Source organism: Paenibacillus sp. 22594 (assembly GCF_052044425.1).
In the GTDB taxonomy this organism is placed as follows: domain Bacteria; phylum Bacillota; class Bacilli; order Paenibacillales; family Paenibacillaceae; genus Paenibacillus_AQ.
Genome location: NZ_JBQENA010000008.1, coordinates 102,365 through 124,172 on the forward strand (window position 1 = coordinate 102,365; position 21,808 = coordinate 124,172).

Sequence of the window (21,808 nt, forward strand, 5' to 3'; positions counted from 1 at the left end):
GTGAGACTATGGATTTGAAGCTGCATGCCTGCGCGTACTCTTTTCATACCCTTCCCTTCAAAACATCCTTTACGCCGCCGCCCTTTTTTCTGTTTCGGCTGCAGGTGATGGGCAGCTGCAGAGCGCTGGTCAAGGGGAAAATGGAAGTCATTGAGCCCGGCGATCTGCTGATCTACCCCCCTGGTGAGCTTTATCATTTAGAGGTGGAGGCCATGGACGGGAATATTGAAAGCGGGGATTATTATCTGCTCTGCGAAGGTTTGTGGATTGAACAGTGGTGGAAGACCCGGCCCCGCCCGATCCAGCAGCGGATCCATCTGGATGCCGGAATGCTCTCCTTGTGGCAGCAGTTGAGCATCGAACAGCACCGGATTGTGCAGGGTAACCCCGAGCTGATCCGGCATTTGCTGTGCGCCTTATGTTTGTCACTCGACCGCCTCTCGGAGGAGGCCGTTTCCCGTCAGGACCCGCTGGTGCGTTCCAATGAAATGGTACTGCTGATGCAGCGGTATATCAACGAGCATGCCTTGCGCCCGCTGCGGGTGGAGGAGGTTGCAGCAGCGGCCGGGCTTAGTGTTTCCCGTGCTGTGCATCTTTTCAAAAAGCTTACAGGGTATACGATTATTCACTACACCCAGGAGATTAGGCTGTCCAACGCTCTGGAGCGCATCCGCTATACCGACTGGGGGCTGGAAAATATCGCTGGAAGCTGCGGGTTCGGCACGTATTCTTATTTTCACAAGGTGTTCAAGGCCAGATACGGCGTCACGCCTAAGGAGGTGCGGGGCCGTCCGCCTGAGACGATTCTGGAAGGTACCTATGTTATCACCAGCGGAGACCAGAACCTCTCCGGTGTCTCGCCGGATGCACGGAAGTTTCTGACGAATTGAGCGGGGTATGGCTGGTGCGTAGATGGAAGAATCGGCAGGCACTGTATTGGAGTGTTCCAAGTATAGGCTGTATATAATTTACAGGGGAATATCAAACCCCTATACTACTTTTTAATAAGGACGAAGCACGTCCCGTACTCATGGATTCATGGGTGCGGGATTTTTTTGTGCTAAGGGAAGGGGAAAGCATGTTATGGGATTTCAAGAAGCTTACAGCTTATGGCTCAAGTATCATACTGATCGCAGGAAAGGAGAAAGAAGGAATCGGCTGGAACGGGGACATGGTCACGGAGAGCGTATGTTTTTGGAGCAGGTGTGGTGGCCGATGATGGGTTCTTTGCAGGACCTGCATCCAGAATATGAGGTTGCGGATTGGCGGGGTCGGCCTTATTTTATGGATCTGGTCTGGAAGCCGGGGCAGGTAAAGTTCGCGTTCGAAGTGAAGGGCTATGGTCCGCATGTTCAGAATATGGACCGGACACGGTATCGGCAGGAGCTCAACCGGGAAACATTTCTGCAAATTGCAGGCTATAGAGTAATATCGATTCCGTATGATGACCTCGAAGCAAGCCCGCAGCTTACGATTTCGTTGATACGGTCCCTGTTGGCTCCATTTATAAGTGGGAATAACATTGCAGAGCAATTTAACCGTCTGGAGCGTGAGATCATCCGGTTTGCAGTTTCACGGGAAGGAATGATCCGTCCGGTTGACCTGGTCAAGGAGCTTGGAATCAACCTGCGGACCGTTCGAAATACGCTGCAGATACTTTGTACAAAGGGGCGGCTCAGACCTGTGCCAACGAGCAGTGGCAGAAGAGTTTGTCGTTATGAGATTATCCATTCTTTTTCGGACGACCAGCTGTGGTGAACGGGGAACTGTTGGCTGGAGGTTGCACGAACAACGGCAGAAATGCCGTTGTTGGAGCGTCGTCGGCGGGTTTGAGGAGGAACAACGGCAGAAATGCCGTTGTTGGAGCGCGGGCGGCGGGTTTGAGGAGGAACAACGGCAGAAATGCCGTTGTTGGGTCTCCGAGGGTCCGTTTGTTGTTTCGTCCCACGTAGCTTCATCTCCAGACGCAGCTTCACACCCGAATCTCTAATTATGAACTGATTTTTATGTCAATTATTCAGGTGTTGCTCTCTGCGGGAATCTTTTATGATGGGGAGGATAGTTGAAACCGTTATCATAAAGATTAAAAGGAGTGTCATCTCAATGGAATCCGCAACATTACCCTTTCAACAAATTGAATTGCAGCTGAATGAACGTGTACAGGACCTGCTCTCCAGACTAACGCTGGATGAGAAGGTGAGCCTGATGCCCCAATATCAAGCAGCTATTGAACGTTTAGGAGTAGGCGGTTATAAGCACGGTACGGAAGGGGCACATGGTATTTCCTGGCTGGGCAAAGCAACCTCTTTTCCGCAGCCGAGCGGACTGGCCTGCACCTGGAACCCGGAGCTGCTGCAGAGAATCGGTGAAGCGATCGGCGACGAAGCCAGAGCTTTTTACCGGAAAAATCCGACAGTCAACGGCCTGACTTTATGGGCGCCTACAGTGGATATGGAGCGTGATCCGCGCTGGGGCAGAACGGAAGAAGCCTATGGTGAAGATCCGGAACTGACCGGCCGTCTAAGCACCTCGCTCGTGAAGGGGATTCAAGGCGATCATCCCAAGTATTTGAAAGCGGTAGCAACGCTGAAGCATTTTCTCGGTAATAACAATGAGATTGACCGTGGAGTGGCTTCCTCCAGCATAGATCCGCGCAATATGCGTGAGTATTATCTGGAAGCCTTCAAGCCTGCCTTCAAGGAAGGCGGCGCGCAGTCGATGATGACGGCGTACAACTCGGTGAATGGCGTACCGGTAATCCTGCATCCGGCAGTCATGGAGATTGTGAAGGGCGAATGGGAAATGGACGGCTTCATTGTAAGCGATGCCGGAGATTTGTTCGGGATTGTGAAGGATCATAAGTATTATGAATCGTTCGCCCAGTCCATGGCAGAATCGATTAAGAACGGCATCGACAGTGTGACCGAAGAAACGGAAGAGACAATTAAGGTCATTCACCAGGCGTTGAATGAAGGACTGCTGACCGAGGCGGATCTGGACCGCGCGCTTTTCAATACGTTCCGCGTCCGTTTCCGTCTAGGCGAATTCGATCCCGAGGAAGGCAATCCGTATGCGGCCATCGATGATTCTGTGATTCTCAGCAAGAAACACAGTGAGCTGTCCCTGGAAGCTGCGAAGCAATCCATCGTATTGCTGAAAAATGACAATAACACCCTTCCGCTCAGCAAGACTGAGCTATCCAAGGTCGCACTTATCGGACCGCTGGCGGATGAAGCTTTCAGAGACTGGTACTCCGGTACGTTAGCTTACGGTGTGACTCCGCTGCAGGGTGTGACGAAGAAGCTGGCCGGGAAGCAGGTTGCTTTTGAGAGCGGGGATGACCGCATTATTCTGACCTCGGCAGCTAGCGGCAAGGCAGTAGGAATGACCGGCGAAGACGGAAGATTGGCTGTCTTGCATGATGTACCGGAGCGTGGGGAATTGTTCCGTCATACAGCCTGGGGCTGGACCGCCAATACATTGGAAGCAACAAGCCGGGGACAGTATGTTACACTGAACGACTCGGATACCTTGACGGCTTCTGCTGATGAAATCTATGGCTGGTACGTGAAGGAATCGCTGAATCTGGTGCCGGAAGACGGGGGAGCCGTGAGCCTGCGCACCTGGAATGACAAGCTGATCTCTATCAATCCAGAGGATGGCACACTCCAGGTTGGTGATCAGAATACCGTTGCCCAGGCATGTGAATTTAACAAGACCATCATTGTGAATGGCGTGGATGCGGCAGTCCAAGCTGCCAAGGCCGCAGAGGTCGCCGTCGTGTTCGTCGGAAACCATCCGCTTTTGAACGGCAAAGAAGAAATCGACAGACCGGATATTGTGCTGCCTGAAGAGCAGGAACGTCTAGTCAAGGCAGTATACGAGGCAAATCCCAATACTGTAGTAGTAATTGTGGGAAGCTACCCGATCTCTTCGACATGGATAGATGAGAACATTCCGGGGGTCTTATATACCTCCCACAGCGGGCAGGAGCTCGGCAATGCGGTGGCAGATGTCCTGTTCGGTGACTACAGCCCGTCAGGGAAGCTCAATATGACCTGGTACCGTTCCGTGGATCAACTTCCTGACCTGATGGATTACGATATTATCAAAGGCAAAAGAACCTACATGTACTTTGACGGCGAGCCGCTGTATCCGTTCGGTCATGGCTTAAGCTATGCACAGGTGGCATACCGCAAGCTGTCGCTGGCGGAGGAGCTTTTGAAGCAGGATGGAACCATTAAACTGACAGTAGACGTTGAGAATACAGGGTCTGTAGCAAGTGACGAGGTAGTTCAGTTCTACATTCACGCCTTGTCCTCCCGGGTGAAGCGTCCTCTGAAGCAGCTTAAGGGTTTCGAGAAGATTCATCTTGCAGCCAGACAAACACAGACATTGGCATTTACTTTACCGGTGGCCGAGTTGGCTTTCTGGGATGTGACGCGGGAGCAATATTGTGTGGAAACCGGCGAGTACGAGATCTTAATTGGCCGTTCCTCGGGCGACATTCAGCTGACCGGACGTGTACAAATACAGGGCGAAACGGTTCCTCCGCGTGACCTGTATCATACAATCAAAGCCGAGAACTATGATGACTATGAAAAAGTGTTTCTGGATGAATGCAAGGCGGGCGGCGCATCCATTCACCCTACAGCGGACGGCGCATGGATTGCCTTCAAGGATGCAGCGTTCGCACAGGGAGCAGCAGAGTTCCAGGGGCTCGTATCCTCCGCCAAGGGCGGCAGTGTGGAGATCAGAACCGGAGGCCCGGCGGGGAAATTGGCAGGTACGCTGGTAATTCCGGCAGGCGGCACCCTCCAGGAGTGGAAAAGCCTATCCGTTCCTGTCAGTATGGAAGCAGGAAACACGGATGTGTATATGATCTTTAGCGGCGAGGTTCTGCTGAGCCGCTTCCATTTTAGCGCATAGAAGGAACACAGCAATGGCCCCGTATGTTCTGATGATTCAGAGGATGCGGGGTCTTTGGCATGTTCAAATAGCAGAAATCCAGACGTAAAAAGAACCCGCGGGCTGCATCGCTGCACCAGCGGGTTCTTAAGATGTACCTGGATTCAGTCTCCGCCACCGCCACCACCGCCATCCCCGCCGCCACCGCCGGAATCACCACCGCCGCCGCCGCTGTCATGTCCGCCGCTATGACCGCCGCCATCCCAGCCACCGTGGCTGCCATGGCCGCTGTCCCAACTGCTCCCGCCGTGGTTATGGTTGTTGTAGCCGCTATTTCCGTTGTCCCCGTTATGATGATGGCCGGAATGATGTTTGTGGCTGTCGTCACCAGGGGTTAGGTCGGCTCCCGTTCCCGTGAAGAAGAAACTGTCGGCCGAGTTGTTCCTGTCCCTCCCGCTAATACCGCGTTTATTGTTGTTATCTTTCATAATGGCTTTAGCGACGATAAAGACGAACACTACAATAACAATAATACCAATACCCAAACCTATCCCTCCTGATTATTCTATTCTGATAACTTTATATTTCCATCATCAACCTTTTGAAAGTGCCTGTCTATCCAAATTGTACCATAATAATATAACGTTGCCTGTCTTTTGTTAAGTAATTATTATATATAGATTTGGAGCCGGGCAGATGCTTATTCACACAAAGTTATCGTCTTCTTGGTAACTCCTTCCAATACCAAAAAGAGCGGTTTCTTTAGTTATTCCACACTCTGTTGCCCCGTAGCGACGTTATCATTGCAGCCTTCCCCCGGCAGGGACTCTTACAACTACCATCCCAAAACAGTCAATATCTAAGCGTATACGCAGATCAGCGATTCTCCCGTTACTGGAGAATCGCTGATCTGCTCACATATGATGGTTGTAAGAATGAAGAGACCTATCACCGGTCATAGAAAATCCACTTTTTAGGAAAACCCCGTTCTATGGCTTACATAGACTTCATCATAAAGGGAGCAAGCAAGTACATATTAATGAATTCCTTTGTGACGTAGGTGATTCCGCCCATGCTCATGGGAGCGTGGGCCAGCATTTTTTTATCCATTCCAATCATAATATCCTTCGAATTTAACATCACCTTAACCATGTAACTGTCATTCATCGTTTCGTTGGTTTTGTCAGTCATACTCATATCCATATCCATACTCTGCTTCATTCCCATATAGGTCATCGTAATCGACTGGTCGGCACCGTTCCAAGTGAGTGTGTAGCCCAGCGTTTCAGCAAGCAGCCGAAGGGGGACATAAGCCATATCGTTCATCATCATCATACCGTTCATCATCATACCGTTCTGCTTGCTGTTATCCATCATCTTCGAGTCCATCATTATGCTGGACTCCTTGTTGGAGTTCATCCCGGAGTCCATGGGCTTGGTGTTGTCCGCTTGAGCGATGCCCGGGAGAATAAGGGCGAGGGAGAGCGTGGATATTGCAGCTGCCTTTTTCAGTGGATTCATTAGTGTTGCCTCCTTAAGTTTGTTTGTTCTTCGGACTTAACAATACCGAAGGGCTCTTAAGAAAGGCTAACGCAATTCTTACAGAAAGATTAACAAACTCATAACATTCTAGTTTTCGGCACTGTGAGCCAGAAGCGGCTTCCTTTTCCCTCCTGGCTGACCACCCCAACCTCACCGCCGTGGCGCTGTACGATGGATTTAACAATCGCCAGTCCAAGTCCTGCGGTTCCACCGCCTTCCCGGGTCCGTGACGGATCATCCCGGTAAAACCGCTCAAATATCCGGTTCCGGGAGACTTCCGCTATCCCCGGCCCTTGATCAGCGATGGATAACTCTACGTAAGCATTCGCATATTCTTTGGCTTCAACTACAATTGTCGAAGCATCCGGGGAGAAACGAATGGCATTCTGCAGTAAATTGCCAAGCGCTCTTTTGATCTCAAAGGAATCCACCCAAACGGCCCCAAGCTCTTCCGGTACCCGGACGTCGACTTCAATATGCTTTTCGCTAAGGTGCAAATAATGGCTCTGCAGCACCTCTAAAATTAGGCTGTCCACTGCGGCTGACTGCTGCTTAAGCTCAACAACTTCAGCGTCCAGGCGGGATAAACTGAATAATTCATCAATTAAGGCACTTAGTCTCCGGGTTTCGAGCCGTATCGTTTGCAGGTAACGGTCATAGGTCACAGGATCCTGAATCACGTCATCCTGCAGCGCCTCTACAAACGACTGGATGGAAGCCATTGGTGTCCGCAGATCATGCGAAATGTTCGCAATCAGCTCTGAACGGGCTTCCTCTGATGCGTGCAGCCGGTCGAACAGACCACGCAGCCTGCTTGACATTTGGTTGAACTGGGCAGCCAGCTGCTGGAATTCTTGTGGTCCTATACGCGGAATGTCGATATTGAAATCCCCGCTCGCCACCCGCTCCGTTTCCCCTGCCAGCACCCTGATCCATCTCGCGAGCGGACGGGTCAGTAGAGCATGGATGATCAAAGACACGCAAGCCGCTCCTACTGTGATGCCAGTAATGAGCATATATTCATTCCAGGTCAGTAGCATATATCGATAAATAATTGACACACTTACAAGAATTACGGCGATACTTACCCCGTTTAGCAGCAATAAATAGGAACGCAACCGCAGTTTCAGCTTCATGTTACTTCCCGTCCTTCAAATTTATATCCAATTCCCCAGACCGTTTTGATGTATTCGGGCTCCGAGGGGTTGGTTTCGATCTTTTCCCGCAGACGCCGAATATGAACAGTGACTGTTGTCGTATCTCCGTAATAGTCGACGTCCCACACTTTATTCAGCAGTTGGCTTCGGGAGAAGACCTGCTCCGGATGTGTGGACAGCAGTGTAAGCAGCTCAAACTCTTTCACGGTTAAATCAATCCGGACGTTATTCACTTCGACGCATCTACTGGGCAGATGGATGAGCAACCCGGCGAACTGAATAGTTTCTTTCGGGGCGGCGACCGGTGGGAGGATCTGCGGCTGTGTGCCTGACAAGCGAAGCCGTCGTAGGATCGCCTTCACCCGCAAGACCAATTCCCTCGGGCTGAACGGCTTGATCATATAATCGTCGGCACCCATGGTCAGCCCGATGATCCGGTCACCTTCCTCCCCGCGTGCGGTCAGCAATATGACCGGAACGTCATGATTATTGCGTATTTCCTCACAGACCTGGAAGCCGCTTTTTTTGGGCATCATTACATCGAGAATGACCAGGTCTGGGACATTTTCATGCCATATTTGCAGGGCTTCTTCCCCATCTACCGCTGTCAGTACTTCGTAACCTTCGCGTTCCAAATACCGTGTACATACATCTCGTATATTTGATTCATCATCTGCGATTAATATCTTAATGGTCATGCCGAATCCTCCAATCCTTCCTGCAATGCTACTGCCTTGTAGCGATTATACCGCAAGACGCCGAATAGAGTTCTTACAAAACTATTAATTCAAACAGGCTGTTCTGATGTTCGTTTTACTATCCCCTTAGCCACCAGTCACACCTGAACTTCATGGGTGTCATGCCTGCGAATTTCCTGAACAATTTGGTGAAATGAAGCCGGGGCTCGATATCCTGTTTCTTTTGACCTGCTGGCTGTGGGAGCCATTCCAGTGGAGTATCCGCAACACGCTTATTCTGGCAATGTTCTGCTGACTTAGAACATTTGATTTCTCCTCTAGAACTTGTTAACATACGTTGTAATCTAATTCTGGATGAATTTTGAAAAAGATATATTATAGTTTTTTTCATAAAATGAACTATTAATGCCTGGTATCTCTCAATTTATACTAAGGGGCAGTTTATGTGATTAAAGCAGTAACGAGCCATTTTCAAAGTCTTAATGATTATGTGTACAGCATTCAAACGCAAATAGGCGCCACAGCCGCAGCAACCTACATTATAAAAGATAACTTGGTTGTCAATGAGTGGTATTCTGGAAAACATGATTCTGTTCTAGGCTCACGTTTGGTTGATGAAAAGTCACAGTTCAATGTTGGCTCAGCCCGTAAAACGTATCTTGGTCTTGCAATAAGCATGTTAGTTGAACAAGGGGAAATCAAAAGTATTGATGAGGAAGTTAGTACTTATCTCAAAGAATATGCCTATGTGGCAAATGGTGTTACTTTACGTCATCTCCTTACCCACACTCATGGTTTATATGAGAAAGACGGAAATTTACTTAGAGAATTTCCCGTTGGCAGTGGATGGTCTTACAGAAACACTGGGATTAATATGCTATATAAATTGTTTAGTCAGGTGACGGGGCAAAAATTCAGTACATTCATGCAAAAAAATGTATTTGATACTTATCAGCTTTTAGAAACAGGGTGGAGAACGGAGTATCGTGAAGATCTGATATATAATTATTATAAAGATAAAGATACGTGGGTTGGACCAAACAATAGTGATATAGGAGACCAAAGTAATCTATTTATTCGCTCGAGATTTTGCTAAGTGGGGTTACATTCATCTTAAAAAAGGATACCTTAACAGCGAGAAATGCTTACCGAGGGCGATTTTTGAACGTGTAACAACACTTCAAACGCCAAGTTCTGTTCCGTTAAAACATCCACGAAACGGCTTTATATGGTGGTTGCAAAGTGATACACTTCTAAATCAATTAGGTGAACAACTACCAAGTTGTGCATATCAAATTCTGGGTATTACTGGATGCTCTTGTTTGATTATTCCTGAGTGCGATGCCGTTGTAATAAGGATGTATAACCAATTAAGTAATCCAATCGGATACGATTATTTAAGTGATGTAAGACAGTTCGGAAATATGGCATATCACTTGTTAAGCGGATATTCGCATTGAACTATGGGGACATGAAAGGAATAAATCTGAAGTAGCATATAAATCTACGAAGCAGGAAGGTACAGGAAACACGTGGAAGTAATATACAACTTCACCGTATTAGGAGGTTGTGAAATGGCGTTTCCGACACATATTGTATCTGCAGGCGGAATTGTAGAAGATGGAAATGGAAATATCCTATTAGTAAAAGCCCATGATGATGGTTGGGTGTTTCCTGGTGGGATAACTGAGGTTGGAGAAAACCTCATTGATGGCGTGATTCGTGAAATCAAAGAGGAAAGTGGAATAGACTCCACTGTTAGCCATTTAATTAGTGTTATTTCGAATACTGCAGTCCATAAGTGGTATGACGGTGTGACTGATGTTCCTACGAAGGTCATGTTTGATTTCGTGTGCAAAGCTGTGGGTGGAGAGTTGACTACTTCTGATGAAACAAGCGAGTGCAGGTGGGTGCCAAAGGATAGTGTTCTGGATTTAATTGCTTTACCCGCAATCCGCTTGCGTTATGAAGCTTATTTGAACTTTAACGGCTCTGTGAATTATATGGAATACGTCACTGCGACAACGACAGAATGTATGGTCAAGCTTCAAAGGCGGATTTAGTTGCACGAGGGCATGATAGTTACTTTATGGCAGGGACCCTTGGCTTCCAATAATTATTATCGGTGCCCTAATACAAAAATGGATGTGTAGAGGATTTTTAATGACGCAATTTTTTCTCATTCGCCACGGTGAACCACAATGGGACATAAATGAACATTACAAATTAAAGGGACATGGTCGGGACCTTGTTCCTCTTACGAATAAAGGAGTTAACCAAGTATATTTAATAGCAAAGGATAAACGTTTAAAAGAAGCTGAAATGGTTGTCTCCTCTCCTTATCCAAGAGCACTTCAAACGGCTGCTATTTTATCAAAGGAAAAATAATGGTTGAATTCGATTTAAGAGAGTGGCAACCCGACTTAACCTTTGAATATGATTCATTGGAGAGGCTTAAAGAACTGGGGGACGATTATGATGCTAATCATGGAATCTATCCACCTGAGGGAACCAAGCTTTGGGAGTCGAAAGAACATCTGAAGAACCGCATGGAGAAGGTAATTGACAAATATCTCGGATTTCAAAAGGTGATCATTACTGGACACGGCATGGCTTTTCGTACCTTGGTAGGTGAGGTAGGCGAAATTCCACATGCTTCAATTCTCGAGTATCACTATCCCGTGGCTCCCTAAAAGGAGCCAGCAATAATTCTTTCATAATCATTTGGAGAATACCCTCCCACGTTCCATCTAAGGGATTAATCAGTATAAATCCAACTGTCCATTAGACGCAAGTTCTGGCAGCCTTTGCTCAAATGTTACATAAAATGGAAATGGAATATTAAAATCATAATGGAGCGATCTTAATGTTGACTCAATCCTTTGAAGACGAAATACTTGAACGAACCTTGTCCATATTTGTTGATGATATCCGAGCCATTCTTGATAGAAAGTTGCGAAGTATTTACCTTTATGGTTCGGCCATCCATAATGATTTATCCCCCGGATACGGGGATTTGGATTTTCTCGTCATCATTGGAGAGGACCTTAGCCCAGACGAAGTCGAACTTTTAAACAAACTACGATACAATTATAGATCATCCCTTCTTAGAAAATCCGCCGATAAACAGATCCTGAGCCTCTACACCGATATGCTTGAGGGTGCCTTTCTTACGATTAATATGCTGAGCGGGGAAAAGGGCAGTGGCTTATGGTGGGGAACAAAGCGCGAATCCGTCTGGACCGAAAATCAATTAGACCTGTTCACCCTGTACACGATCAAGGAGCAGAGTATCTTATTGTATGGTGAGTCCGATCTAGACCATATTCCATCGTTCTCGAGGGAAGAGTTCATTAGCTTTTTTAAGGAGTATGCCATGTGTATGCGGGAGTTTGGCAAGGGAAATAGCCTTCATTCCATTGACTGGCTCCTCTTAGCTTCCAAATTTATAGCTTGGTGGGAGGAAGGGGTCATCCTTTCTAAAAGCCAAGCAGCCGATTGGGGGATTTTACATCTTAGTGGCGGATGGAAAGAGAATTTGAAGAGATGCAAGGAGCTAAGGAAGGATCCATCCATGGCAACACATCTAGAGTATTCCGAATGGCTCAGTAATTTGGAGCCAGCCATTATTGAAGCATCACATGATCTGGATAGAGCTCTCGAACGGGAAGCCTCAAGATGAACAAATGGTTGTTGGTGAGAAAATAATCAGATTTCAAAGTCGTTAGTCTAGTAATCCCATTTTGGATGCGTAGAGGTGATTTCAACATGAATGAAATAGAATATAAAGATTTTTATGATAAAGTCGGCAAAATGAATGGTTGGGATTTTAGTAAATTGCAGGTCACGTCAGAAGGGATAGAGTGGGATTTTTATGAGGAAGTGATAAGAAGGTCTAAAGGCACGGATGTTCTTTTGGACGTAGGAACAGGGGGAGGAGAAAACGTACTATCCATCGCTTCTTCATTTCATTCTGTATTTGGAATTGATTTATCGAGTGGAATGATGGAAACTGCAAAATCAAACCTGGATAAAGCGAATATTTCTAACGTTGAATTTAAACTAATGTCTTCTGATGATTTGGAATTCCCCTTTGATTCGATTGACGTTGTTTCGTGTTGTCACGCACCATTCTTCTCCAATGAAGTGGCTAAGGTGTTAAAGAATGGTGGAACTTTTCTGACGCAGCAAGTAAGTGAAGGGGATAAGCTGAATTTAAAAAATGCCTTTGGTCGCGGGCAGGCGTTTGGAGTTGCCGATGGAACATTAAAAGAGACATATATAAGGGAACTTAAGGAGGCGGGTTTTCAATCCGTAGAATCCTTCGATTACAATTCCGTAGATTACTATCACAGACCCGAAGATCTGTTGTTCTTGCTTAAACACACACCCATTATTCCCCACTTCGGTTATGAGGACAAGGACTTTCAAATTCTAAATGATTTCATTGAAAACAATCAAACACCTAAGGGGATTATTACAAATTCTAAAAGGTTCTTAATTATAGCTATAAAATAATTTCATAGAAGAGCGCCTCCTAAATGGTAGGATTACAGAGGCGTTCTTTTTTGTTATTATTACCGAAATTAAAAAAGATGTTTGCCGAAAAGAAGAGGAATCCTAGTCCTTTAATGGTGCTGTTGTCGAGGGGTATGGTGGGGAGGGGGTGTTGGGAGTACCAAAGATCATACTCTCTACTTATATTATAACCTCATTTGGAATTTATTTATAGACTACTTTTTGCCCCCCTGTAGCCTTATACTCTTATACGAAAGTCTAAAACAAAAAGGGGTGTGCCTATATGGATGACAAAAAAAACATCTTAGATCCAGGTCCGTTCTTTCATGGGACTAAAGCAGAATTGAAAATCGGAGACTTGCTTGAACCGTTGTATTTATCCAATTATCAGGATAAAAAATCTAATCATATATATTTTACTGCAACATTAGACGCTGCTAAATGGGGTGCTGAATTAGCAAAATCTAAATCAAAAGAGAGAATTTATATTGTAGAGCCAGTAGGTGATTTCGAAAATGATCCGAACTTAACTGATAAAAGATTTCCTGGAAATCCAACACGTTCATATAGGTCTAAATCGCCTTTGAAAATAATAGCCGAATTAAGTTCATGGGAAAGACATTCCGATGAAGAAATAAATCATATGCTTATATCTTTAAAAAAACTAACTGAAGAAGGAAAGAATATAATATATGATTGAATCTTGCATTATAGCAGCCGCCTCTTTTTAGCCGGCTGCTTTTTTGTTGAATAACGGCCTGCAGCATGATATTTGGCAGAAATTAAACTCCGTGTGCGTCCGAAACAAAAAGTTTTCTTAAACCACCCAACCTTTTTCGTTTTCGATGCAGTATATATTGGAGTGCCACTCGATAACAAGGAGTTTTTAGAACATGAATAAACAACATGCTGATCGTGTCATCAAGGATTACATCAAGCCGCTATATGGTTTTGCTTTGAACAAAACGGGAAAGATCGCCGAAGCCGAGGAGCTGGCGGGAAGAATTACGCTGGAAGTATACCAAGCGCTTCTCAAAAAGACAGAGTTATTGGATCTGAACAGCTATGTCTTTAAGATTGCGCATTATGTGTGGGCGAAATTCGTAGGCGAGAAAGTGAAAGCTTCCAACCAAATGCAGATTGATGACAGTGAGGTGATGTCCAGAGACGAGGGCTATGGCGAGATTATCCGTCAAGAAACGGCTGGCGCATTGCGGCGGGAAATAGCTTTTTTATCTCACCAGCAACGGGGAATCGTTGTCAAGTACTACTACGGTGGAATGAAAATTAGCGAAATCGCGGCTGAGATGGGTCTATCTGGCGGCACGATCAAATGGCACTTATTTGAAGCGAAAAAGGAGCTGAAACACAAGATGAACACAATTCGATCGATGGGTAATCTGGGCATCAATCCGATCCGCATGACAAATTTAGGGCATAGCGGATCCCCAGGAAACAAAGGCGACACCGCCGACTTTTTGGCGACAGCGATCAGACAAAACATCGCTTTCGGAGCGTATCACAAGCCGCTCACGGTTAATGAAATCGCCGAAGAACTGGGCATTTCACCTGTATTTATCGAGGATGAAATCGAACCACTGGAAGAATACGGTTTCATGGATAAACTACCGGGTGGAAAGTATCGTACTAATATGTACATCGAAGATCCGTCCTCTATAAAAAGCGAGGTATTACACTCATTGTACAAAGAATATGCGGAGATTGCCGTCGGGCATTATTTCAAGACGTTTTTCTCGATGGGTGAAGTGTTCCAAGAGACGGGTGTCTACATTCCAGGCGGCGATGTCAATCTGCTGTTGTGGAGCCTCATTCCGTATGCTGGTAATCAATTGAGCTTCAAAGAACACAATAAGGTTAGCCATGAAGAGGTTTCCGTCAGCCGAAAAGATGGCGGCCATTACGTCGCTCATGCAACGATCCACAGAGAGTTTGACGTCAGTTTTGATCCAAAACAATATTATTATTGCGGCGATATGAATCGGGATTCGGATGAACATGCACTAAGGGCATGGCAGGTCGATACGTGGTGGTGCGGCAGACAGGGCGGTTGGCGAGATAATCTGAGTTCTGACTTTGTCAGTCTGATGCATGTGATCAAAGGTGATTTACCACAGAACGATGTGAACATTGACGCCTATCGCCGTCTTTTCAACAAACAATATTTGCTGCGAACGGAATCTGACCTTGAAGTTAACATTGTTTATTGCAAGGATAAGCAAACAGGAGAACGTCTGCGTGCGGCGATTCCGCAACCGTCCGAACGAATCAAAGAAGCTGCGGCGAAATTGGATCAAGCTGTTTATCAAGTGAACCTCGATGGACAACCCGATCATGCACATAAATATGTGCGCTACTGGTCACAGAACTGCATGGCGTCGGGAATAATACGTGCCTTCGTACTCAAACATTTAGTGGACATCGGCATGTTAAAAGTGCCTGATCTGCATCGGAAAAATGGCATTTCCACAATTATGTTCATGAATCAAAGCTAGCTGCTTGACACGAAAGTGATTAGGGGCCATACTATATGTATGAACAACGATAAGAAAATAATAAATGACATTGAAGCTATTCCCTCGCTTGTACAATCCAAGCGTCAGATTGATCGCTATAACCTAGATATAGACGCACAGGCTATACTCGTCGCGTCTAGGCTAATGGCAGCGGGAGCCCAGCTTGGGCATGCCTCGGAGATTCATTTCTCTAGATTCGGCTTATCAACAGGTCGATATCGTTTATTGGCAGATCTTGAAGATTATGAAGGAGAAGAGTTGCCATCGCAATTAGCGGAGCATCTAGGCGTTACACGTGCTACAGTGACAGGTCTGATCGACATTCTTGAACGGGATGGCCTAGTATCTAGGCGATTAAGCTCAGAAGATGGCCGTCAGAGATCGGTCATTTTGACGGAAGAAGGAGCGAAGAAGCTGCGTGAAATGGCTCCTGAGCATTTCGCTTGGCTGGAAGCCATGGTGGGATTACTCAGTATAGATGAGCGCAGCGTATTTCTCGACTTGCTAGGCCGGGTTACACAAGGCATCTCTGCACTTACGGACGAACGAAGCTTGAAACCAAAGGGAAACATCAGTAATGAGTAAAATGGGCTAGTGATGCTAGCCTATTTTTACTCCTATATAGTTAGGTTCCTAATTATATCTCGCTGAAAGCAATTGATTGAATGATTTCAAGAAGAAGGGAGCAACGAAATGAACCAGACGAAATACCCGAATCAGACAGATGATGTTTACGGTATTAAGACTGTTGGTTCCAGGAAAAAGACTTTTGTACTGTGGCGTGAAGTTGTAATGGCCTATGCTGCTCCTGCCATCATGGCAGGTATTGGGGGATTGGTTACTGCTGATAGGGGGCTTCAAATAGGGGCATTAACCACAATCGGCGGTGCATCGGCCTTGATGGCCTTGATGATTGGCCTTTTATTACGCAGCCGAGTAGGCCATATGCGATGGGTCATAGGTGCACCTCACTTGGTTGTGGTAGGGGGAATCGCATTGGCTGGTTCCTTATGTGGCCTATGTGCCGCATGGATAACATCTGATTTATTAGAAATTAGGATTCCGGGCAACCACTTGGCCTGGGCCGATCGCGTCTGGACCGATTTCCCGTTGTCTGGATTCATAGCAAGCACGATAGTGACATGGCGGTGGCGTCTTGCCGTCACAACTAATTTTTCATCCAAAAGGAGAATAAAAAAATGATCGTTATTGTGGGAGCAACAGGTACGATAGGCAGTGCGCTTTTTGAACGTTTGGTTGATCTTGGCGTGCCCGTCAGGGCGCTGAGCAGAGAGCCAGAGAAGTTGCGTGATCAGATCGGAGAAAAAGGCCGGTCGACTATTGAGGTCGCATTGGCAGATGCTGCTGACCCCGAATCGCTGCGCCGCGCGTTTACAGGTGCCAGCCAGCTCTTTCTCGCCATGTCCAACAGTCCAAGACAAATCGAATTGGAAACTTCAATCATTCAGATGGCAGCCGAATCTGGAATCAAACACATCGTGAAAATATCCAGCCCTGCCTTTGAGCAGCGCTCTCCAGTGGCAGTGGCGGGCTGGCATCAAGAAATCGAGAAAGCGCTGAGGGAATCAGGTCTCACCCACACCGTGTTGCGCCCTTATGCGTTCATGCAAAACTTAGTGCGCCATGCACCAACGATTACAACCCAAAATGTTTTCTTCGGCTCCATGGGCGATTCACCGTGTAACTTCATTGACTGTCGCGATATCGCAGATGTTGCCGCAGAAGCTTTAACCAACCCTGAGGTATCGGGCCAAATATATACGCTTACGGGTTCAGAAATTTTCAGCTATCCTCAGATCGCGGCTCGACTATCCGCCCTGCTCAATCGGCCGATAACTTACATCAACATGGAACCCCAAGAACTACTCCATAATCTTATCGAATACGGGCATATGCCTCCTTGGCTTGCGAACCACGTTGTGGAAATTCAAACGATGTCTACGGTGGTTCCAGAACGTCCAAATGACACTGTAAAGCGCTTGCTTGGCAGAGAGCCGCGCACGCTAGACGCTTTTCTGCATGAGTGTGTAGAAAATTTCCGGTAGAGGCTGACCCCGCCTGTTTTGAAATTGGTGTCATTAGCAGCATCTAACGGGTTACATTAGGAACATGACAATAGGCAGCCGGGATCATCGGCTGCCTATTCAGCTAACGTGCAGAGTGGCGTAGTTGCGGGAACGGGGATTTTTGACCAGAAGTCATGATAACAGGTAAGATAGTTCAAGGTACATTCTGGTAAACCGTCTTAGGGGAACGGGCGAGATTGCTTGGGGTGCATATAACCCAAATATCTGAGGAGTGGTGTATATGGCGCGTGTTTTATTTATTAATGGCGGATCAGAGGGACACATCAATCCAACGATTGGAATTGTGCAAGAGCTTATTCTTCGTGGGGAAGAGGTGGTGTACTTTTGTATAGAGGCTTTCCGGGAGCGTATGGAGAAGACGGGGGCTTCGGTACGGACATTTGACGATCATAAGTTTATAAAAGCCTTTATCTCAGGCGGGAGAGACTATGTACTCGAGAGAGTTAACGGTCTTTTACTTACGGCAGATATCGTCATACCAAGCGTTCTTGAACAGACCGAAGGAGAGCATTTCGATTACATCATCCATGATTCCATGTTTGGTTGCGGACATATACTTGCTCAAATTCTTAAGCTTCCTGCAGTCAACTCATGTACTTCTTTTGCACAGACAAAAGATTCATTCGATAAAATGCTGGAACCGTTTTTCACGGATGTCTCAACAGAAATAGCTAATCCTATATACAATAAATTTCAAAGCCTGACGGCAATGATGAGGGAAAAATACGATGTGGAGATCCATTCTCCTTACGAAGTGTTTTGTAATCCTGCACCGCTTACAATTGTTTATACAACCAGAGAGTTTCAACCGGGTGAAGAAGCATTCGACCAAACTTATAAATTTGTGGGTCCATCCATCTCTTCGAGATTTACGCAAGAAAACCTCGACTTTCCTGCAATCAAGGAGAAGAACCTCATTTACATATCACTGGGTACGGTATTTAACCAAGCCATCGATTTTTATAAGCTTTGTTTTGAGGCATTTAAGAACACAGATCATTCTATTGTCATGGCCATTGGAAATAAAGTTCAAATTTCAGATTTAGGAGAAGTTCCTAGAAACTTCATTGTGAAAAACTACGTTCCACAAACGGAGGTCTTGCAATACGCGAAATTATTCATTACCCATGGCGGAATGAACAGTACCCTGGAAAGTCTCTATTATGGGGTTCCACTAATTGTAATCCCGCAAAGCGCGGATCAGCCGGTCATTGCCAGGCAAGTCGCCAACATCGGAGCAGGCATTCAATTACAAATGCAAAATTTGACCGTAAATAAACTGCTTGAAGCTGTAGACCATGTGATAGGCCTCTCATCTTTTAAGAAAGCTGCCGCAAGACTTAAGGAATCCTTTCGAAAGGCAGGCGGGTATTATCAAGCCGTTGACGAGATATTAGACTTTAAAAAAGTCAATATCACATCTAAAGGCCAGGATTCGGTAAAAAGGGCTGACCCAAGCAGCCATCTCATGGCCTTTGGGTCAGCTCCTCTGTATTTGCCAGTTACTTATGCGAATTTAACTTTGGCCTTTCCAATCTATTATTTTCACGCATGGCTCTCATCTGCCTTGCATGTCTTACATCACGGCGGCGTTCTCTCACTTTGAGTTGGCTAAGCATAATGATCAGGCCCAAAGTTCCGAGCACATAAGAAACCATATGATTCACTTCATTCCACATGTTTGTAGCAGTCAGAAGGGATACCGCTCCAATGATGGTTGCAATAATTCGCCCTGTATTCCTATTTTGCGTATCGATCAATTTTTTCTCAAAGGAACTTGATAGCTTTACCCGTAAATTTCCGCTATCCATTTTATCTACTGCCGAAATGAACTTCTTGGTCGTAGGAAGGATTCCTTTGAGAAGATTCTTGCCTTCATCTACAACGTTGGAGAAGACACTTCCCCGCAGATCGCTGCGCACAACCTCTTCAACATAAGGCTTAACGGTCCCAATCAGATCAAGCTCAGGGTCCAGTCCCGTACAAAGCCCATACACCGTGCCTATGGCTTTTCCCAAAAATGTTGTATTTGCAGGTAATTGAAAGGGCTGAGAGTAGAGGAAATCCCGTAATTCTTCAGCATTGTCACCTGACGTCACAAAACTGAGGTCAAACGTGTCCCCGTTGATTTGTTCAAATAATGAGGTGAGATTTCTTGAAAAGACCTCTAAATCTCCATTCCGTCTTAAAAATCTCAAACGGGTCAGGGCATCGATGGCGCCGTGAGCATCTTTTAAATACACGGCCATTAGAAGGGCTACCATCTGCGCCTTCATATCATCGGCAATTCGTCCAACCATTCCAAAATCGATTAATGCGATGGTGCCGTCAGGCTGTACGAGAACATTGCCCGGGTGCGGATCTGCGTGAAAGAACCCTTCTAATAGAATCTGTTCTACGAAAATTTCGATCAGTGACTTCGCTAATTTTGTCCGGTCCACACCCCAAGCATCAAGCTGGGCAAAATTGTTTATTTTTACGCCTTCCAAAAACTCCATGGTTAAAACCTTTGAAGTTGTATAGGACCAATGAATGGCCGGAACGACGACATCATCCCGATGGATAAACTGCAGCTGAAATTCCTCTGCATTTTGTCCCTCTTTTTGATAATCGAGCTCTTCCATCACGGTGTCGTGAAACTCATCATACACCGCATCAAGGTCCATGAAGTCTGCCATCTTTGTCCAGCGTTTCAGTAATCGAATAGCAACTTGTATGGATTTCCAATCAATGGCGATAATGTCCTCGACCCCGGGACGCATAACTTTCACTGCAACGTCTTCACCTGTCCGTAATGTCGCCCGATGTACCTGTCCTAAGGAAGCCGCTGCGATAGGAGTTGTACTAAACTCAGCAAAAATCTCGCTTATGGATACTCCGAGTTCACTCTCTACCTTATGCTGTATCTCGGAAAAATCTACGGAATCTACGGAATCCTGCAGCTTTGACAATTCATCAATCATTTCCTTCGGCAAAATATCCACTTGCGCACTCACATGCTGCCCAAGCTTGATAATTAAACCACCCATATCCATTGCGGTCTTCGTAAAATACGTGGCCTGTTTTCGATATAAGGCTTTTGTTTTCGCTTCAAAGCGCCGTCCCGAAATAAAATGCTTTTGCCTGCCCAGCCACCAGAAATCCCAAGCGAACTTAAAAATCATCCGCATGGTTCTTCTGAACCGGAGATCCTTCATCAATTTAAAGAATTCGCTCATCCTTTTTCGTCGGCCTCAGGTTCTTTTTCATCGACCTCAGGTTCATGATCCTCATCTTCAGGAATAGTGGTATTTTTATCGAAGATCGCTTGGGCCATACTTTCAAATTTTTTCGAAGCGCTCATGAAGAAATCCGCAAATTTGTTGAACATTTCTGCTTTGACTAGAATGACGGCTCCCTTGCGCTTGTTCCCGAAAACGATGAATTTCTCACCTGGCTTGAGTTCAAGTTCTTCCCTTGCTTCTCTAGGGATAACAATTTGTCCTCTCTCACCCATTGAGGTTGTTCCCAGCACTTTGCCATGCCCGATTCCGTGACTATTTTCTTTTTTTTGATGCATCATCAATCTCTCCTTTAATAGATCATCTACATAATAGTATGATATTTCATACTAATCATATTTACAATGATTGTGTTGAGTATTGAACTGGAAAATACAATAAGCGTTATTTTTGTTACAATGAGACTACTGAACAATTAGGGGCGGTGATCAACATGGGAAGAAAGCAGGCTTTTACCAAATCGGAGTTGCTTGACCAGACCAAGCAGTTGCTCCTGCAACACGGATATGAGGGGTTTCAGCTTAAATTGTTATCGCAAAACCTGGTTGGGGCAAGAAGTACAATATACCAGTATTATGCCAATAAAGACGAGATCGTTGCTGCATGTATGAAGCGCGTAATGGAAAATGTACTACAAAAAACGTCAGCGATTGATGAGACGGATTGTATGACCGCTCTTCAGAATCTGCTTACAGTGTATCTGGAAGAGGCTAATTTCCATCAATTGCTTGGTGATGCCCATAAAATAAATATAGCCAATTCTGTTGCGGCAGCGAGTGATCTTGAATTTATTGAACAGGCACATATCACTTTAAAGAATCAACTTGAACTATTGTTTGGTCGTGCGCAGGAAGAGGGACACTTACATACAAGCATTCCACTTCCTGTCATCATAGGCGTCTATTTTAACCTTATTGAAACTCCTAATATGCTGAACATGCCTACACCTGAGTGGAGTAAGCTATTGTACAAAATGTGGCTGGGGGGTGCTGGAAGGGACTGAGGTCCATTTCCATTTATTATATTTGACACTCGTGTCGAAAAAGGTTCATACTAGATTAC

At 45.9% G+C, this 21,808-nt stretch carries 21 protein-coding genes and 1 pseudogene; 16 read left to right on the forward strand and 6 right to left on the reverse strand.

Translation table 11 applies throughout. The annotated features are described in order from the left end of the window. The first annotated feature begins 8 nt into the window (after window positions 1-8). From ACTJKB_RS23315 to ACTJKB_RS23325, 3 genes are all read left to right on the forward strand, one after another. Window positions 9-890, forward strand: a complete 882-nt coding sequence (locus ACTJKB_RS23315) for a helix-turn-helix domain-containing protein (RefSeq protein WP_440836744.1) — start codon at window positions 9-11, stop codon at window positions 888-890. A 298-nt stretch (window positions 891-1,188) separates the two neighbouring features. Next, window positions 1,189-1,758 carry a hypothetical protein gene (locus ACTJKB_RS23320; protein WP_440836745.1) on the forward strand — a complete coding sequence of 190 codons (570 nt, stop codon included), beginning with the start codon at window positions 1,189-1,191 and terminating at the stop codon, window positions 1,756-1,758. 345 nt (window positions 1,759-2,103) lie between these two features. Then, the gene (locus tag ACTJKB_RS23325) at window positions 2,104-4,929 is read left to right on the forward strand and encodes a glycoside hydrolase family 3 C-terminal domain-containing protein (protein WP_440836746.1); all 2,826 of its coding nucleotides are present in this window, start codon (window positions 2,104-2,106) and stop codon (window positions 4,927-4,929) included. 143 nt (window positions 4,930-5,072) lie between these two features. On the opposite strand, the gene ACTJKB_RS23330 is transcribed toward ACTJKB_RS23325, so the two are convergent. From ACTJKB_RS23330 to ACTJKB_RS23345, 4 genes are all read right to left on the reverse strand, one after another. Further along, window positions 5,073-5,453 (reverse strand): hypothetical protein, encoded by a 381-nt coding sequence (locus tag ACTJKB_RS23330; protein WP_440836747.1) that lies wholly within the window; start codon window positions 5,451-5,453, stop codon window positions 5,073-5,075. 451 nt (window positions 5,454-5,904) lie between these two features. Next, window positions 5,905-6,429 carry a stalk domain-containing protein gene (locus ACTJKB_RS23335; protein WP_440836748.1) on the reverse strand — a complete coding sequence of 175 codons (525 nt, stop codon included), beginning with the start codon at window positions 6,427-6,429 and terminating at the stop codon, window positions 5,905-5,907. 98 nt (window positions 6,430-6,527) lie between these two features. Further along, the gene (locus tag ACTJKB_RS23340) at window positions 6,528-7,586 is read right to left on the reverse strand and encodes a sensor histidine kinase (RefSeq protein ID WP_440836749.1); all 1,059 of its coding nucleotides are present in this window, start codon (window positions 7,584-7,586) and stop codon (window positions 6,528-6,530) included. After that, window positions 7,583-8,305 carry a response regulator transcription factor gene (locus ACTJKB_RS23345; protein ID WP_440836750.1) on the reverse strand — a complete coding sequence of 241 codons (723 nt, stop codon included), beginning with the start codon at window positions 8,303-8,305 and terminating at the stop codon, window positions 7,583-7,585. The genes ACTJKB_RS23340 and ACTJKB_RS23345 overlap by 4 nt, the downstream gene beginning before the upstream one ends. Window positions 8,306-8,750: 445 nt before the next feature. Here ACTJKB_RS23345 and ACTJKB_RS23350 point away from each other — a divergent pair, with 445 nt between their 5' ends. The 12 genes and pseudogenes from ACTJKB_RS23350 to ACTJKB_RS23405 all read left to right on the forward strand — a co-directional run. Continuing rightward, on the forward strand, window positions 8,751-9,401 hold the full coding sequence (locus ACTJKB_RS23350) for a serine hydrolase domain-containing protein (RefSeq protein ID WP_440836751.1): 651 nt from the start codon (window positions 8,751-8,753) through the stop codon (window positions 9,399-9,401). Window positions 9,402-9,879: 478 nt separating this feature from the next. Further along, window positions 9,880-10,368 (forward strand): NUDIX hydrolase, encoded by a 489-nt coding sequence (locus ACTJKB_RS23355; protein ID WP_440836752.1) that lies wholly within the window; start codon window positions 9,880-9,882, stop codon window positions 10,366-10,368. Between the two features lie 100 nt (window positions 10,369-10,468). Next, on the forward strand, window positions 10,469-10,693 hold the full coding sequence (locus tag ACTJKB_RS23360; protein ID WP_440836753.1) for a histidine phosphatase family protein: 225 nt from the start codon (window positions 10,469-10,471) through the stop codon (window positions 10,691-10,693). Beyond that, window positions 10,693-10,998: a hypothetical protein gene (locus ACTJKB_RS23365; protein ID WP_440836754.1), complete on the forward strand. Its 306-nt coding sequence runs from the start codon at window positions 10,693-10,695 to the stop codon at window positions 10,996-10,998. The genes ACTJKB_RS23360 and ACTJKB_RS23365 overlap by 1 nt, the downstream gene beginning before the upstream one ends. Window positions 10,999-11,171: 173 nt before the next feature. Beyond that, window positions 11,172-11,987: a hypothetical protein gene (locus ACTJKB_RS23370; protein ID WP_440836755.1), complete on the forward strand. Its 816-nt coding sequence runs from the start codon at window positions 11,172-11,174 to the stop codon at window positions 11,985-11,987. 86 nt (window positions 11,988-12,073) lie between these two features. Next, the gene (locus tag ACTJKB_RS23375; RefSeq protein WP_440836756.1) at window positions 12,074-12,823 is read left to right on the forward strand and encodes a class I SAM-dependent methyltransferase; all 750 of its coding nucleotides are present in this window, start codon (window positions 12,074-12,076) and stop codon (window positions 12,821-12,823) included. 283 nt (window positions 12,824-13,106) lie between these two features. Next, on the forward strand, window positions 13,107-13,523 hold the full coding sequence (arr, locus tag ACTJKB_RS23380) for an NAD(+)--rifampin ADP-ribosyltransferase (RefSeq protein ID WP_440836757.1): 417 nt from the start codon (window positions 13,107-13,109) through the stop codon (window positions 13,521-13,523). A gap of 193 nt (window positions 13,524-13,716) precedes the next feature. Beyond that, window positions 13,717-15,336: a sigma factor-like helix-turn-helix DNA-binding protein gene (locus ACTJKB_RS23385; RefSeq protein ID WP_440836758.1), complete on the forward strand. Its 1,620-nt coding sequence runs from the start codon at window positions 13,717-13,719 to the stop codon at window positions 15,334-15,336. A gap of 39 nt (window positions 15,337-15,375) precedes the next feature. Further along, window positions 15,376-15,942 (forward strand): MarR family winged helix-turn-helix transcriptional regulator, encoded by a 567-nt coding sequence (locus tag ACTJKB_RS23390; protein WP_440836759.1) that lies wholly within the window; start codon window positions 15,376-15,378, stop codon window positions 15,940-15,942. A gap of 108 nt (window positions 15,943-16,050) precedes the next feature. Next, entirely contained in the window at window positions 16,051-16,560 is a 510-nt protein-coding gene (locus tag ACTJKB_RS23395) for a hypothetical protein (protein ID WP_440836760.1), read from the forward strand. Further along, the gene (locus ACTJKB_RS23400; RefSeq protein ID WP_440836761.1) at window positions 16,557-17,423 is read left to right on the forward strand and encodes an SDR family oxidoreductase; all 867 of its coding nucleotides are present in this window, start codon (window positions 16,557-16,559) and stop codon (window positions 17,421-17,423) included. The genes ACTJKB_RS23395 and ACTJKB_RS23400 overlap by 4 nt, the downstream gene beginning before the upstream one ends. Before the next feature lie 262 nt (window positions 17,424-17,685). Next, a pseudogene (locus tag ACTJKB_RS23405) lies at window positions 17,686-18,870 on the forward strand (macrolide family glycosyltransferase); the annotation flags it as partial. A 97-nt stretch (window positions 18,871-18,967) separates the two neighbouring features. Here the strand turns inward: ACTJKB_RS23405 and ACTJKB_RS23410 are convergent. After that, complete coding sequence (locus tag ACTJKB_RS23410) at window positions 18,968-20,683, reverse strand: ABC1 kinase family protein (protein ID WP_440836762.1); 1,716 nt, start codon at window positions 20,681-20,683, stop codon at window positions 18,968-18,970. Beyond that, complete coding sequence (locus tag ACTJKB_RS23415; protein ID WP_440836763.1) at window positions 20,680-21,024, reverse strand: AbrB/MazE/SpoVT family DNA-binding domain-containing protein; 345 nt, start codon at window positions 21,022-21,024, stop codon at window positions 20,680-20,682. The genes ACTJKB_RS23410 and ACTJKB_RS23415 overlap by 4 nt, the downstream gene beginning before the upstream one ends. A 155-nt stretch (window positions 21,025-21,179) precedes the next feature. Here ACTJKB_RS23415 and ACTJKB_RS23420 point away from each other — a divergent pair, with 155 nt between their 5' ends. Then, on the forward strand, window positions 21,180-21,749 hold the full coding sequence (locus ACTJKB_RS23420) for a TetR/AcrR family transcriptional regulator (protein WP_440836764.1): 570 nt from the start codon (window positions 21,180-21,182) through the stop codon (window positions 21,747-21,749). Window positions 21,750-21,808 lie beyond the last annotated feature (59 nt).

What these genes read in the sequence shown, in the direction of transcription:
- ACTJKB_RS23395 (WP_440836760.1), top strand. Translation starts at nt 16,051, where the DNA reads ATGAACCAGACGAAATACCCGAATCAGACAGATGATGTTTACGGTATT.
- ACTJKB_RS23345 (WP_440836750.1), bottom strand. Translation starts at nt 8,305, where the DNA reads ATGACCATTAAGATATTAATCGCAGATGATGAATCAAATATACGAGAT.
- ACTJKB_RS23325 (WP_440836746.1), top strand. Translation starts at nt 2,104, where the DNA reads ATGGAATCCGCAACATTACCCTTTCAACAAATTGAATTGCAGCTGAAT.
- ACTJKB_RS23385 (WP_440836758.1), top strand. Translation starts at nt 13,717, where the DNA reads ATGAATAAACAACATGCTGATCGTGTCATCAAGGATTACATCAAGCCG.
- ACTJKB_RS23335 (WP_440836748.1), bottom strand. Translation starts at nt 6,429, where the DNA reads ATGAATCCACTGAAAAAGGCAGCTGCAATATCCACGCTCTCCCTCGCC.
- ACTJKB_RS23365 (WP_440836754.1), top strand. Translation starts at nt 10,693, where the DNA reads ATGGTTGAATTCGATTTAAGAGAGTGGCAACCCGACTTAACCTTTGAA.
- ACTJKB_RS23400 (WP_440836761.1), top strand. Translation starts at nt 16,557, where the DNA reads ATGATCGTTATTGTGGGAGCAACAGGTACGATAGGCAGTGCGCTTTTT.
- ACTJKB_RS23370 (WP_440836755.1), top strand. Translation starts at nt 11,172, where the DNA reads ATGTTGACTCAATCCTTTGAAGACGAAATACTTGAACGAACCTTGTCC.
- ACTJKB_RS23340 (WP_440836749.1), bottom strand. Translation starts at nt 7,586, where the DNA reads ATGAAGCTGAAACTGCGGTTGCGTTCCTATTTATTGCTGCTAAACGGG.
- ACTJKB_RS23410 (WP_440836762.1), bottom strand. Translation starts at nt 20,683, where the DNA reads ATGAGCGAATTCTTTAAATTGATGAAGGATCTCCGGTTCAGAAGAACC.
- ACTJKB_RS23390 (WP_440836759.1), top strand. Translation starts at nt 15,376, where the DNA reads ATGAACAACGATAAGAAAATAATAAATGACATTGAAGCTATTCCCTCG.
- ACTJKB_RS23420 (WP_440836764.1), top strand. Translation starts at nt 21,180, where the DNA reads ATGGGAAGAAAGCAGGCTTTTACCAAATCGGAGTTGCTTGACCAGACC.
- ACTJKB_RS23315 (WP_440836744.1), top strand. Translation starts at nt 9, where the DNA reads ATGGATTTGAAGCTGCATGCCTGCGCGTACTCTTTTCATACCCTTCCC.
- ACTJKB_RS23360 (WP_440836753.1), top strand. Translation starts at nt 10,469, where the DNA reads ATGACGCAATTTTTTCTCATTCGCCACGGTGAACCACAATGGGACATA.
- arr (WP_440836757.1), top strand. Translation starts at nt 13,107, where the DNA reads ATGGATGACAAAAAAAACATCTTAGATCCAGGTCCGTTCTTTCATGGG.
- ACTJKB_RS23415 (WP_440836763.1), bottom strand. Translation starts at nt 21,024, where the DNA reads ATGCATCAAAAAAAAGAAAATAGTCACGGAATCGGGCATGGCAAAGTG.
- ACTJKB_RS23355 (WP_440836752.1), top strand. Translation starts at nt 9,880, where the DNA reads ATGGCGTTTCCGACACATATTGTATCTGCAGGCGGAATTGTAGAAGAT.
- ACTJKB_RS23375 (WP_440836756.1), top strand. Translation starts at nt 12,074, where the DNA reads ATGAATGAAATAGAATATAAAGATTTTTATGATAAAGTCGGCAAAATG.
- ACTJKB_RS23320 (WP_440836745.1), top strand. Translation starts at nt 1,189, where the DNA reads ATGTTTTTGGAGCAGGTGTGGTGGCCGATGATGGGTTCTTTGCAGGAC.